At 70.7% G+C, this 12720-nt stretch carries 15 protein-coding genes; 9 read left to right on the forward strand and 6 right to left on the reverse strand.

Annotation, left to right across the window (positions count from 1 at the left end):
* Window positions 1–38: 38 nt before the first annotated feature.
* From ABIE19_RS12920 to ABIE19_RS12930, 3 genes are read left to right on the forward strand one after another with little or no spacing between them, the layout of a single operon-like run.
* Window positions 39–620 (forward strand): shikimate kinase, encoded by a 582-nt coding sequence (locus tag ABIE19_RS12920; RefSeq protein ID WP_354089601.1) that lies wholly within the window; start codon window positions 39–41, stop codon window positions 618–620.
* The gene (aroB, locus tag ABIE19_RS12925; RefSeq protein WP_354089602.1) at window positions 617–1726 is read left to right on the forward strand and encodes a 3-dehydroquinate synthase; all 1110 of its coding nucleotides are present in this window, start codon (window positions 617–619) and stop codon (window positions 1724–1726) included. The genes ABIE19_RS12920 and aroB overlap by 4 nt, the downstream gene beginning before the upstream one ends.
* The gene (locus ABIE19_RS12930) at window positions 1723–2310 is read left to right on the forward strand and encodes a GNAT family N-acetyltransferase (protein WP_354089603.1); all 588 of its coding nucleotides are present in this window, start codon (window positions 1723–1725) and stop codon (window positions 2308–2310) included. Before aroB ends, ABIE19_RS12930 begins: the two co-directional genes overlap by 4 nt.
* 1 nt (window position 2311) lies before the next feature.
* On the opposite strand, the gene ABIE19_RS12935 is transcribed toward ABIE19_RS12930, so the two are convergent.
* Entirely contained in the window at window positions 2312–2725 is a 414-nt protein-coding gene (locus ABIE19_RS12935; protein WP_354089604.1) for an MliC family protein, read from the reverse strand.
* A 32-nt stretch (window positions 2726–2757) separates the two neighbouring features.
* On the reverse strand, window positions 2758–3240 hold the full coding sequence (gene tadA, locus ABIE19_RS12940; protein WP_354089605.1) for a tRNA adenosine(34) deaminase TadA: 483 nt from the start codon (window positions 3238–3240) through the stop codon (window positions 2758–2760).
* Here tadA and ABIE19_RS12945 point away from each other — a divergent pair.
* Genes ABIE19_RS12945 through ABIE19_RS12960 form a run of 4 tightly spaced genes read left to right on the forward strand, consistent with a single transcriptional unit; the run spans window position 3229 to window position 6802 of the window.
* Window positions 3229–4767 carry a pseudouridine synthase gene (locus tag ABIE19_RS12945; protein ID WP_354089607.1) on the forward strand — a complete coding sequence of 513 codons (1539 nt, stop codon included), beginning with the start codon at window positions 3229–3231 and terminating at the stop codon, window positions 4765–4767. The genes tadA and ABIE19_RS12945 overlap by 12 nt on opposite strands.
* A gap of 17 nt (window positions 4768–4784) precedes the next feature.
* On the forward strand, window positions 4785–5213 hold the full coding sequence (locus ABIE19_RS12950; RefSeq protein ID WP_354089608.1) for a GFA family protein: 429 nt from the start codon (window positions 4785–4787) through the stop codon (window positions 5211–5213).
* Between the two features lies 1 nt (window position 5214).
* Window positions 5215–5781 (forward strand): 16S rRNA (guanine(966)-N(2))-methyltransferase RsmD, encoded by a 567-nt coding sequence (gene rsmD / locus ABIE19_RS12955; RefSeq protein ID WP_354089609.1) that lies wholly within the window; start codon window positions 5215–5217, stop codon window positions 5779–5781.
* 40 nt (window positions 5782–5821) lie between these two features.
* A complete protein-coding gene (locus tag ABIE19_RS12960; protein ID WP_354089610.1) occupies window positions 5822–6802 on the forward strand; it encodes an acyl-CoA thioester hydrolase/BAAT C-terminal domain-containing protein in 981 nt (326 codons plus the stop codon).
* Between the two features lie 16 nt (window positions 6803–6818).
* Here the strand turns inward: ABIE19_RS12960 and ABIE19_RS12965 are convergent, their stop codons facing one another.
* The 4 genes from ABIE19_RS12965 to mutL form a co-directional block, all read right to left on the reverse strand.
* Entirely contained in the window at window positions 6819–7457 is a 639-nt protein-coding gene (locus ABIE19_RS12965) for a hypothetical protein (protein ID WP_354089611.1), read from the reverse strand.
* An 89-nt stretch (window positions 7458–7546) separates the two neighbouring features.
* The gene (locus tag ABIE19_RS12970; RefSeq protein ID WP_354089612.1) at window positions 7547–7822 is read right to left on the reverse strand and encodes a YjhX family toxin; all 276 of its coding nucleotides are present in this window, start codon (window positions 7820–7822) and stop codon (window positions 7547–7549) included.
* A 175-nt stretch (window positions 7823–7997) separates the two neighbouring features.
* On the reverse strand, window positions 7998–8465 hold the full coding sequence (locus ABIE19_RS12975) for a low molecular weight protein-tyrosine-phosphatase (RefSeq protein WP_354089613.1): 468 nt from the start codon (window positions 8463–8465) through the stop codon (window positions 7998–8000).
* 4 nt (window positions 8466–8469) lie between these two features.
* Window positions 8470–10386, reverse strand: coding sequence for a DNA mismatch repair endonuclease MutL (gene mutL / locus ABIE19_RS12980; RefSeq protein WP_354089614.1), 1917 nt, complete (start codon window positions 10384–10386; stop codon window positions 8470–8472).
* 181 nt (window positions 10387–10567) lie between these two features.
* On the opposite strand from mutL, the gene ABIE19_RS12985 reads away from it, so the two are divergent.
* Window positions 10568–11281: a YceI family protein gene (locus tag ABIE19_RS12985; protein ID WP_354089615.1), complete on the forward strand. Its 714-nt coding sequence runs from the start codon at window positions 10568–10570 to the stop codon at window positions 11279–11281.
* 73 nt (window positions 11282–11354) lie between these two features.
* Window positions 11355–12650, forward strand: coding sequence for a YceI family protein (locus ABIE19_RS12990; protein ID WP_354089616.1), 1296 nt, complete (start codon window positions 11355–11357; stop codon window positions 12648–12650).
* The last annotated feature ends 70 nt before the right edge of the window (window positions 12651–12720 follow it).

Raw genomic sequence — 12720 nt, forward strand, 5'->3', positions numbered from 1 at the left:
GGAGCGAGCGGCTGTGTCGTGTAGAGGGTATTGAGACCATGCCTTCCGACGCCTCGCCCGATTCCTCGCCTCTGTCGCCTCTCACGGCGCTGGACCGCACCATAACCCTGGTGGGACTGATGGGCGTGGGCAAATCGACCGTGGGCCGACGATTGGCGCAGAGGCTGGGCCTGCCGTTCGCCGACGGCGATCATGTGATCGAAGAGGCGGCCGGGATGACGATCAGCGAGATCTTCGCCAGCCGGGGCGAGGCGGAGTTCCGGGCGGGCGAGGCGCGGGTCATGCGCCGTCTGCTGGAAGGGCCGCCCATCGTTCTGGCCACCGGCGGCGGCGCCATGATGAACCCGGAGACGCGCGGCCTGATCAAGACGCGTTCGATCAGCGTCTGGATGAAGGCGGACCTGAAAGTGATCGCGGACCGGGTGCAGCGGCGCGACACGCGGCCCCTGCTGCGCGGCCGCGACCCGCTGACGGTCCTACGCGAACTGGCCGAGACGCGATACCCGATCTACGGCGAGGCGGACCTGACGGTCGAGGTCGGGGGCGGGGCGCACGGCCAGGCCGTCGACGCCATCCACAGGGAACTGCGGCGCTATCTGCGCGAGGAGAAGAGGCGATGACGACGACCATTCCGGTCGGGGGCGACGGGTTCGCCGCCTATGAGGTGGTGGTCGGGCGCGGCCTGCTGAAGACCGCCGGAGCGCGGGTGGCGGCCCTGGCGCCGACCCAGGCCTTCATCGTCAGCGACGAGACGGTGGCGGCGATCCACGGCGAAACGGTGCGCGCCTCTCTGGAGGCGGCGGGGCTGAAGACCGGCGTCGTGACCGTGCCGGCGGGAGAGGCGTCCAAGTCCTTCCCCCATCTGGAGGCGGTGCTGGACCGGTTGCTGGCCGAGGGGCTGGATCGTCGGAGCCTGGTCGTCGCCCTGGGCGGCGGGGTCGTGGGCGACCTGGCCGGGCTGGCGGCGGCCCTGTTCATGCGCGGGATCGACTTCGTCCAGGTCCCGACGACCCTGCTGGCCCAGGTCGATTCGTCCGTGGGCGGAAAGACGGCCATCGACACGCCGCGCGGCAAGAACCTGATCGGCGCCTTCCATCAGCCGCGTCTGGTGCTGGCGGATATCGAGGCCCTGGCCACCCTGCCGACGCGGCAGGTGCGGTCGGGATGGGCCGAGGTGCTGAAGCACGGCCTGATCTGCGACGCCGCCTTCTTCGACTGGCTGGGCGGCGAGGGGGCGGTCGGCGCCGAGGGGGACGCGGACGCCCTGGAGCGGGCCGTGATCCGTTCGGTCGAGATCAAGGCCCAGGTCGTCGGCGAGGACGAGAAGGAGGCGGGGCGGCGCGCCCTGCTGAACCTGGGCCACACCTTCGGCCACGCGCTGGAGGCGGAACTGGGGTTCGACGACCTGTTGACCCACGGCGAGGCCGTGGCCCTGGGGTGCGCCATGGCCTTCCGCTATTCGGCGCGCCAGGGGCTGTGTCCGGCGGCCGACGCCGAGAAGGCCGAGGCGGGCGTTCGCGCAGCAGGCCTGCCGACGCGCCTGTCCGACGTGGACCACGCCTTCAGCGCCGAGGCCCTGCTGGGCCGGATGGCCGGGGACAAGAAGGCCGAGGGCGGACGGCTGACCCTGATCCTGGCGCGAGGCATAGGCGAGGCCTTCGTCGACAAGGCCGTGGACGCGGAGGCGGTGCGCGCCTTCCTGATCGAGGAAGGGGCGACGGCGTGAGACTGGACGCCCGGGCCCTAGAGAACAACTTCGTCCGGTTGGAGCCTTTCACGGCGGAGCTGGAGCCGGAGGTCCGGGCGGCGCTGGACTGCGATCCGGAGGCCTGGAACGGCATGGTGAGCGCGGCCTACGGCCCGCATTTCGACGGCTGGTGGTCCGCGGCGCTGAGGGCCATGGAAACGGGAAGCCGCATCGCCTACGCCGTGCGGCGCAAGGCGGACGGGGCGGTCGTGGGAACCAGCAGCCTGTACGAGATCCGGCCGGAGCATCGGCGCTGCGAGGTCGGCTCCACCTTCTATCGGCCTGAGGCGCGGGGCGGGCCGGTCAATCCGGCGTGCAAGCGGCTGTTGCTGGGTCACGCCTTCGATGCGGGGGCGGTGCGGGTCGAGATCATCACGGACGCCCTGAACGCCGGGAGCGCCGCGGCCATCCGCAAGCTGGGCGCGCGGGACGAGGGCGTGCTGAGGAAGCACAAGATCACCTGGACCGGCCGCGTGCGCGACACGGCCCAGTTCGCGGTGCTGGACGAGGACTGGCCCGAGGTGCGGCGTCGGCTCGACGAGCGGCTGGCGAAGTTCGGCTGATCTAGTCCACGGCCCGGCAGTCGGTGGCGTCGCGGCCGTCGGCGGTCCAGGTCGCCTGAATCCCCTTGCCGCGCAGCTCATAGCCGCTGGCGCGATACCAGATGCCGCTGGCGGCGCGTTCCTGGAACAGGTCCACGGCCTCGCCCGAGGACTGGCGCACGGTGGCCATGCGGCGCGGGTTGTCGAAGTCCACCGACAGGCGCTCGCCGTTGTTGCAGAGATAGACGGTGCGGATGACCCGGTTCAGGACGCGATCCTGGATTTCCGCCCCCGTGCGGGTGCGGGCGGTCTGGGCCTCCACCGCGCGTTGCCGGACCGCGTCCCCGTCGGTCGGCGCCTGGCGCGGTTCCTGACCGCAGGCGGCGAGGAGAAGGCCGGCGGCCGTCAGGAGAGGCAGGGAACGGATGGTCGGCACGGAGCGCCCTTCATGAAGCCAAGCTTGGGGCTTCAACGTGCCGGGGCGGGGCGTGTTCCGCGACGCGCCCGGAAGAAGGCGCGCAGGGTCTCGGCCGCCGGTTCGGCCATGACCCCGCCCTCGGTCGCGGGGCGCCAGTGGCAGGTCGGCTGGTCGAAGAAGCGGCCGCCGTGGATCACGGCGCCCCCCTTGGGATCGTCGGCGCCCCAGACGACGCGGCCGATGCGGGCGTGGCTGACGGCCCCGGCGCACATGGCGCAGGGTTCCAGCGTCACATAGAGGGTGAGGTCCGTAAGGCGATAATTCTGCAACTTCGCCGCCGCATCTCGCAGGGCGACGATTTCGGCATGGGCCGTCGGATCATGGGCGGTGATGGGGCCGTTTTGCCCGCGTCCCAGCACTTCGCCGGTCGATTCATCGACAATTACCGCGCCGACGGGCACTTCGCCGGCTTCAGCCGCCGCTTGCGCCAAGTCGAGCGCCATGCTCATGAACCGCTCATCATGGATCGCCATCCCAAAGACAACGACAAGAAGCCCCGCTCCCGTCAAGACGACGGCCCGCGCGGTCCCCGCAAATTCGCCGACGCGCGTCCCGACAAGGGCGGCTTCGGAGACCGCAAGGGCCCGCCGCGCGGCGACAAGCCCTTCGTGAAGAGCGCCGGCAGGCCGGATGCGAAATCCGGTCCCAAGGGCGCGTCCAAGGCCAAGGAGCCGGCGGCTCCGGTCCGCAGCGAGCGAATCGCCAAGGCCATGGCCCGCGCCGGCATCGCTTCGCGTCGCGAGGTCGAGCGCCTGATCGGCCTGGGCAAGGTGGCGGTGAACGGCCGCATCCTGGACACGCCCGCGACCCTGGTGACGCGCGATGACGTGATCACCGTGGACGGCAAGCCGATCGGCGCGGCCCAGGCGACCCGGGTCTGGCGCTATCACAAGCCGGCCGGCCTGATCACCAGCCACAACGACCCGGCCGGTCGCCCCACGGTGTTCGACGCCCTGCCCAGCGGCCTGCCGCGCGTGATCTCGGTCGGTCGTCTGGACCTGAACACCGAGGGCCTGCTGCTGCTGACCAACGACGGCGAGCTGAGCCGGGCGCTGGAGTTGCCCGACAGCGCCCTGGTGCGCCAGTACCGCGCCCGTGCGCGCGGCCGCATCACCCAGGAGCAACTGGACAAGCTGAAGACCGGCTGCACCGTGGACGGCGTCCACTACGGCCCCATCGTGGCGACCATCGACAAGGCCAAGGAGAAGGAAGACGGCGAGCGCAGCTCGGCCAACCTGTGGCTCAGCGTCTCGATCACCGAGGGCAAGAACCGCGAGGTCCGCAAGGTGCTGGAATCGGTCGGCCTGACCGTGAACCGCCTGATCCGTCTGGCCTATGGCCCGTTCCAGCTCGGCACTCTGCCGGTCGGAGCGGTCGAGGAGGTCGGTCCGCGCGTGATCCGCGAGATGCTGGCCGACCATATCCGCCCCGAGAACCTGCCGACCGGCAACACGGTCTCGACCCCCGCGCCGACGCCGGGCCGCCGCACCTCGTCGCCGATCGTGACGGGCAAGTCGGGTTCGGCCCTGTCCGATCCCTCGCGCAAGCCCAGCCGCGTCCGCGCGGCTACGGCGGCGCAGGCCGACGCCGTCGATCGTCGTGAGCGTCCGGCCAAGAAGGAAGGCTGGGCCAAGGCGGCGCCGAAGTTCGAGCATACCAAGACCTTCAAGCCGCGCGCCCGGCCGCAGGCCGCCGAGGGCGAGGCGTGGTCGGAACGCAAGCCCTTCAAGCGGAGCGAGCCGCGCAGCGACCAGTTCATCGACGACCGCCGCGCCCCGCGCGACGGCGCCAAGGGCGGTTTCAGCGACCGCCCGAAGCGGGACTTCAAGCCCCGCGACGGCGCGGCCGGGGATCGTCCGCAGCGCGACTTCAAGCCGCGTTCCGGCGGCAAGCCGGGCGGGTTCGGGGGCAAGCCGGGCGGTTCGCGTCCGGGCGGGAGCAAGCCCTTCGGCGGCAAGCCTTCGGGCGGCGGCCGGGGCGGTCCGCGCGGCCGTAGCTGACGACTGGGGAGACAAGCATGGCTGGAACTGAAGAGGCGGGACGCCTGTCGGGGCGCTGCCTGTGCGGGGCGACGACCTTCACCGCTGTTCCGCAGGGCGGGATGCACGCCTGTCACTGCGAGAGCTGCCGCCGGACGTCGGGCGGGGTGTCGCTGAGCGTCGACTGCGGCGACAGCGTCGAGGTCCAGGGGCCGGTGGCGACCTATGACTCGTCGGAGTGGGCGGTGCGCGAGTTCTGCGGCGCCTGCGGGTCCAACCTGTTCTGGCGGCTGAAGGCCGGGGGCATGACCATGACCTCGGTCCAGGCCTTCGACGACCCGTCCGCCTTCGCCTTCGAGAACGAGATCTACATCGACTCCAAGCCCGGCAACTACGCCTTCGCGGGCGAGCGGCCGCGCCTGACGGGCGCTGAGGTCGAGGCCATGTACGCGCCGGACGAAGGCTGACGTGCGGATCGTCGCGGGAAGCCTGAAGGGCCGGGCCATCATCGCGCCGGAGGGGCAGGGGACGCGCCCGACCTCGGACCGGGCGCGGCAGGCCATCTTCAACGTGCTGGAGCATGCGTCCTGGGCCGAGGGACTGCACGGGGCGCGGGTGATGGACGTCTACGCCGGGTCGGGCGCCCTGGGGTTCGAGGCCCTGTCGCGTGGAGCGGCCTTCGCTCTGTTCGTCGAGATCGACGACGGTGCGCGGGGCGTGATCCGCGAGAACATGGACGCCTATGGCCTGTTCGGGCGTGGGCGGGTGCATCGCCGCAGCGCCACGGATCTAGGCGAACGACCCGGCTCGGTGGGAGAAGCTTTCGACCTGGCCTTCCTCGATCCGCCCTACGCCAAGGGACTGGGCGAACAGACGCTGGAACGTCTGCGCGAGGGTCAGTGGCTGGCGTCGGGGGCGATCGTGGTGTTCGAGCGCGGCTCGGACGAGCCGGAGATCGAAACGCCGGGCTATGAGCGCCTGGACGCGCGCGACTACGGCGCCGCGCGGGTGCTGTTCCTGCGCAAGGAAGGCTGATACGCCTTCGGTCTGCGTCTTGGCGGACTGGGAGGGCGTCATGTTCGGAGCGATCGCACGACGTGCGGTGATCGGGGCGGTTCTGGCCGTGGGCCTGACGCCGGGATTGAGCCTGGCGGAGGGGGCGACGACGTCGTCGCCCATCGCCGGCTTCCCCCACGCCAAGGTCTATGTGCAGGAGGACGGGAAACTGCATCCCGTCGTCGTGATCCTGCATGGGGCGGAAGGCGGGACAGAGGCGGGCGACCGCTATGGTCCCATCCTGGCCGGCATGGGCTATGCGGCCGTGGGCCTGCCCTATTATTCGCCGGACTGGGCGGAGTACGGACCGCCCAAGGCCCTGCCGGAGATCGCCGGTAGCTTCGTCGACATCCGCGTGGACCAACTGGCCGAGCTGCGCGACGCCCTGCGCGGCATGCCGGGCGTCGACGTCGAGCGCTTCGGCCTGTTCGGCGCCTCCAAGGGGGCGGAGTTCGCCCTGATCGCGGCCAGCCGGTACGACTGGATCGACGCCGTGGTCGCCTATGCGCCGACCGACGTGGTGTGGGAAGGCTGGGGGCTGGAGACGGTCCAGGCCGAAGGGACGCGCTCGTCCTTCTCGTTCCAGGGGCGGCCCTTGCCCTTCATGCCCTATCGCGGCTTCATCGAGGGCCTGCTGGCGGGACCGGGCAAGGCCGATCTGAGGGCCATTCACGCCAATGGACGCGCCGACCATCCGGAAAAGGAGGCCGAGGCGCGCATACCGGTCGAGGCCTACGCCGGGCCCCTGATCCTGATCGCGGGCGAACGCGACGCCCAGTGGAACTCCGCGGCGGCCGTGCGCGCCATTGCGGCGTCGCGTCAGGCGGCGGGACGAGAGACGACGGCCCTGATCTATCCCGAGGCCGGTCATGACCTGGTCGGCGACGGGGGACCGCGCGAAAGTCCGCGCAGCGGCGGCGCGCCGGAGGCGGACGCGGCGGCGCGGCGCGACGCATGGCCCAGGGCGACGGCCTTCCTGGCGGCCGCGCTCAAGCCCTGACGGCGACGCGCGGCGGTCAGGTTCCGGTCTGGGCGCCGCTTCGTCGGAGCGCGCGCTGCTGACGGCGGCGTTCGGCGCGGGGCAGGAGCGGAGGCGGGTCCGCGTCGGGCGGCGAATCCGCACTCGAAAAAACAGGGTGCACATCGTGCACATTTTCGGGGCGAGCCGGATCGGGCGAGGCGGGCAGGGCGCGGCGCAAGGCGGCGGACAGGCGTTGGACCTCTTCCGCGATGTCGTCGGCGTCGGCCTCTGCAGCCAGCATGTCCTGGATTTCCGACGGGCTCATGTGGGGCAGGAGGTCGGCATCCAGGGCGTCGCGTTCGTCGCAGAGTTCGCGCCACAGTCTGCGCCAGCGCGCAGCCTCCATGGGCTTGCCGTGGTGCAGGGCCTGGTTGAAGCGTTGCCGGGCCATGTGGATCTGCTCGTCGATCCCAACGTCGTCGTAGATGGACAGGCCCAGGTCGTCGTCAGGCGGCGTGGAGGAAGCGTCGCCCTGGTCGGTGCGGCGCCAGCCCTGTTTGCGGGCGCGGCTGCGAAAGGCGGACAGACCCAGGTCATGTCGACGGCAGACGGCCTCGGCCGTCAGTCCGGCCAGATAGTCGTCACGCGCCTGGAGCCAGGTTTCGGGCGATCGGATGCGATAGGTCTCGGTCATGGCCGCCAGCATGTGGGGCCGGTGCGACAGAAACGGTCGTGGAAGGCCGGGAAAGGGCGCGCGACGGTCGGGCCGCGCGCCCTGCGGCGTCAGAAGCCGCGTCCGGAGACGCGGTTGTCCAACTGGCTGCGCATCCGGGTCAGGCCCTCGCGGTTGACGACATAGGGGCCGCCGCCGCGAGAGATGATGACGCCCTTGCGTTTCAGGCTGCGCCATTGCGCCAGGTCGCAGCCGTCGAGCACCCAGCCTTCGCGGGTGAAGCAGCGGGCGGCCAGGATGCGGCCCTGTTCGTCGCGTTCCAGCAGGATGCGACCGCCCTGGGCCAGGGCGTGGAGCGTGCGTTGTTCCGCACGAGAGATGTTCATTTCGGATTGTCCGTGACAGGCGTCAGCGTGCGCCCGGCGTCGATCGTTCAGACGCGGGGCGTTACGTGCGGCCTCGGACGGGGTTCAGCGTCCGGGCCTCAGGCCGTGAACACAATCTCAGACATAGACAGTCCCAAAGGGTGGAGGGCCAAGATAGAGGCCCCGCAGCCGGGTTTCAATCGTTCCGACGCAGCTTTTGGGCCAGTCCGCGCGCGCCCTCTGTCACCTCGGCCCAGGTGACGTCGAAGCCCTCGTCGTCGCCGAAATAGGGATCGGCGACGGGCTGGCCCTCGCGGCCGGCGACGTGATCCAGCAGCAGGCTGAGGTCGGCCGTGGCGTCGGCGGGGGCGAGGCGGCGCAGGTCAGCGAGGTTGTCCCGGTCCAGGGCCACGATATGGGTGAAGCGGCGGAAGTCGGCGGGCTTCACCTGGCGGCCGCGCAGGGCGGAGACGTCGACGCCGTTGCGCAGGGCGACGGCCTGGGCGCGCGGGTCGGGCGGGGCGCCGACGTGCCAGCCGCCCGTACCGGCGGAATCGACGACCACGTCCAGCCTCTGGCGACGAGCCTCTTCGCGAAACGCCGCCTCCGCCAGGGGCGAGCGACAGATGTTGCCGAGGCAGACGAAGAGGACGCTGTAGGACATTGAACTATCTGCGCCCGAACAGCTTTTCGAGGTCGTTGAGCTTCAGCTCCACATAGGTGGGGCGGCCGTGGTTGCACTGGCCGGAATGGGGCGTGGCCTCCATCTGGCGCAGGAGGGCGTTCATCTCGGGGGCGGACAGGACGCGGCCGGAGCGGACCGAGCCGTGGCAGGCCATGGTGCCGCAGACCTCGGCCATGCGTTCCTTCAGCGACAGGGCTGCGCCGTGTTCGGACAGGTCGTCGGCGATGTCGCGGATCAGGCCCTGGACGTCCGTGTCGCCCAGCAGGGCCGGGGTTTCGCGCACCAGGACGGCGCCGGCGCCGAAGGCCTCGACGATCAGGCCCATCTCGGCCAGTTCCTCGGCCTTGGCGGCGACGCGGTCGGCCTCGGCCGGGTCCAGTTCGACCACCTCGGGCGTCAGCAGGGCCTGACGGGCGACGGCGCCGCCCGCCATCTGGGCCTTCATCCGCTCATAGACCAGGCGTTCGTGGGCGGCGTGCTGATCGACGATGACCAGGCCGTCGCGGGTCTGGGCCACGATGTAGTTGGCGTGAAGCTGCGCCCGGGCGGCGCCCAGGGGATAGTCGATCAGGTCGGGCGGCGCGGCGGCGGGCGTCAGGCCCGCCTGTTCGGCCTGCACCTCGGCCAGGGTGCGGAAGTCGGGGGCGGCGGCCTGGCCGTTCCAGACATGCTCGACGCGGGCCGAGCGTTCGTTCAGGCCGGGCAGGTTTTGGGCCGCGGCGGCCGGTTGCGACCAACCCTGCCAGCCGCTCCAGCCGGGCGCGGCGTTTCCGAAGCTCTGGGGCGAGGCGGGGGCGTGGAGGGCCTCGCCCGTATGCGGCCGGAACCCCGAAAGGGCGTCGGCGGCGACCGTGGTCGAGGCGCGGTGGCCGGCGGCGTGCAGGGCGTGGCGCAGGGCGCCGACGATCAGGCCGCGCACCAGGGAGGGGTCGCGGAAGCGGACCTCCGCCTTGGCCGGGTGGACGTTCACGTCGACATAGAGCGGGTCGATGTCGATGAAGAGGGCTGCCGCCGGGTGCCGGTCGCGGGCCAGGAAGTCGGCGTAGGCGCCGCGCAGGGCGCCCTGCAGCAGGCGGTCGCGCACCGGGCGGCCGTTGACGAACAGAAACTGGTGCGCCGCATTGCCCCGCGAATAGGTGGGCAGGCCCGCATAGCCGGACAGGCGCACGCCGTCGCGCTCCTGATCGATCAGCAGGGCGTTGGCCTCGAAGTCGCGACCCAGCAGGGCGCCCAGGCGTTTCAGCCGTCCGTCGTCGCCGGGGTGTTCGGCGGGCAGGCGCAGCGTTGTCTTGCCGTCCAGGGTCAGGGTGAAGGCGACGGCTTCGTGGGCCATGGCCTGGCGCTTGATCTCTTCCGAGATGGCCATGGCTTCCGACCGTTCGGACTTCATGAACTTCAGTCGGGCGGGCGTGGCGTAGAAGAGGTCGCGCACCTCGACCCGGGCGCCGTGCGGGCCGGGGAAGGCGGCGGGCGACAGGGGACGCTGGGCGCCGCCCTCGACGGCGATGGACCAGGCTTCGTTCTGGGGCGATCCGGCCTCGGTGCGGGCGCGGGTGGTGATGTTCAGTCGGGCGACCGAGCCGATGGAGGGCAGGGCCTCTCCCCGGAAGCCCAGGGTGAAGATGCGCAGCAGGTCCACGTCGCCGGCGTCGTCCGGCTCCAGCTTGGAGGTGGCGTGGCGTTCGATGGCGATGGGCAGTTCGTCGCGCGGAATCCCCTTGCCGTCGTCGGCGATGAGGATGCGGGTCAGGCCCCCGCCGTCGGCCTGGATCTCGATATGGGCGGCGCCGGCGTCGATGGCGTTTTCGACCAGTTCCTTGATGGCGCTGGCCGGGCGTTCGACCACCTCGCCGGCGGCGATGCGGTTGACGGTTTCGGGGGGAAGGCGACGAATGGGCATGTGAGTCGCAAGATAGGCGGACGAAGCCCGGCGCGCACCCCGATCCGCATTTTTGAGCGAACGGGTCTTGAAGGCGTGAAATGGCAACTTATACTGTTGCAATCTGAACGACGCGTCGTCGGGCAGAGCAAGTCTTTCTGGGCCTCGTGTCCAGTCCTGAACATTCAACGAGGTCCTCCCCATGAAGATCAAAGCCGCCCTTCTGGCCGTTTCCGCTGCAGCCCTGCTGGCCGCCTGCAGCCCCGCCGCCGACAAGTCCGGCGCTCCGGCCGCCGACGCCGCCTCGACCGCGCCGGTCGAGCTGAAGGCTCCGGCCGGCGTCTACGCCATGGATCCGACCCACGCCTCGCTGCAGTGGTCGATCGCGCACAATACGATTTCCAACTATACGGCCCGCTTCAACACCTTCTCGGCCAAGATCACCCTGGACCCGGCCAACCTGGCCAACAGCACGGTCGAGGCGACGATCGATCCGGCCTCGGTCGACGCCAACTATCCGGCCGACTACGTCGGCGCGCACGCGGCTTCCGGCTTCAAGAGCTGGAGCGAGGACATCGCCAGGAACAAGAATTTCCTGAACGCCGGCGCCTTCCCGCAGATTACCTTCAAGTCGACCAAGGTGGAGCTGACCGGCCCGCGCACGGCCAAGGTGACGGGCGACCTGACCTTCCTGGGCGTGACCAAGCCGGTGACGCTGGACGCGACCTTCAACGGCGAGTTGGAGAAGCATCCCTTCATGCAGGTTCCGGCCATCGGCTTCGCGGCCGAGGGTCGCTTCAAGCGTTCGGACTTCGGCATGGCCGTGGGTCCGGTCGGCGACGAGGTGACGATCCGCTTCGACGCCGAGTTCATCAAGGAGGCGGCCCCGGCCGCCGCGGCCGCGCCGGCGGCCTGACCGGGCGATGGAATGAAGGGGCGGGGCCGTTCGGTCCCGCCCGCTTCATGTTGAAACCGATGCGAGAGCCGTCATGACCGCCCGTCCCAGCCGCTACAGCGCCGTCGCCATCGCCCTGCACTGGCTGATCGCGATCGCCATCGTCACCATGATCCCCATGGGCTGGTGGATGAGCGACGCTATCGCCGAGCCGTCGAACCAGGCCCTGGCCTATCGCGTCTTCCAGATTCACAAGTCGATCGGCTTCCTGATCCTGGCGCTGACGGCGCTGCGCATCCTGTGGCGGCTGACGCATCCGGTTCCGGCCCTGCCGGGGCGGATGAAGGGATGGGAGCAGTTCGCGGCGCGGGCGACCCATGCGGCCTTCTACGGCCTGATGCTGGCCCTGCCCCTGACGGGGTGGGTCTATGTGTCGACGGGCTGGGCCGTGACGACGGACACGCCGCTGGCGGTGGCGACGAGCTGGTTCGGCCTGTTCTCCATTCCGCACCTGCCCTGGATCGAGCACGCCTCGGACGCGGTGCGGCGAACGACAGCCTGGATGGCCATGGGCGCGCACAGCAAGCTGGCCTGGGGGGCGATCGTCCTGATCGTCCTGCACGTCGGGGCGGCGCTGAAGCACCAGTTCCTGGACCGCGACGGGGTGCTGTCGCACATGATCCCGGCCCTGCCGCACGGCGAGGAAGCCGGGGCGGCCGAGCCCGGAGCGGCGACGCGCTGGGCCGAGCGGCTGGCGGGCCTGGCCCTGGTCGCGGTGATCGGGGTCGCCTTCGGGCTGGCGGCCAGACCGGCGCCGAAGACGACGGAGACGGCGGCGGCTTCCGCCCCGGCGCCGGTCGCGGTCGATGCGGCGGTCGCGCCGGGAACGGCGGCGGCCTGGACCGTGGATCGGGCCGCGTCGAGCATCGAATTCAGCGGAACCCACGCCGGAAACGCCTTCAAGGGCCGCTTCGAGCAGTGGGAGGCGCAGGTCTGGTTCGATCCGGCCGACCTGGCGGGCTCCAAGGCCGTCGTGACGGTCCGCACCAGCACGGCCAAGACCGGCGACGCGACCCAGGAAGGCAGCTTGACGGGGGCGGAATGGTTCGATCCGGAGACCTATCCGACGGCCCGGTTCGAGGCGGCGTCGTTCAAGGCCCTGGGCGGAAACCGCTATGAGGCGACGGGGACGCTGAGGATCAAGACGGCGACGGTTCCCGTGATCCTGCCCTTCACCTTCGACGAGGCGAACGGGACGGCCGCGGTGGCGGGCAGGCTGGAACTGGATCGCACGGCGCTGAACCTGGGCATGACGTCCGACGCGGGCGGCGACTGGGTGTCCAAGGCGATCAGGGTGGAAATCAAGGTCAAGGCGACGCGAGCGGGCTAAGAAATCGGGCGCGGGGTTTGCCCGACTCCGCGCGGGGCGTTACAGCCTTCGGCTTCTCCTCAACGAGCGC

Origin of the sequence: Brevundimonas faecalis, from assembly GCF_040549405.1 — a bacterium.
Lineage (GTDB): Bacteria > Pseudomonadota > Alphaproteobacteria > Caulobacterales > Caulobacteraceae > Brevundimonas > Brevundimonas faecalis.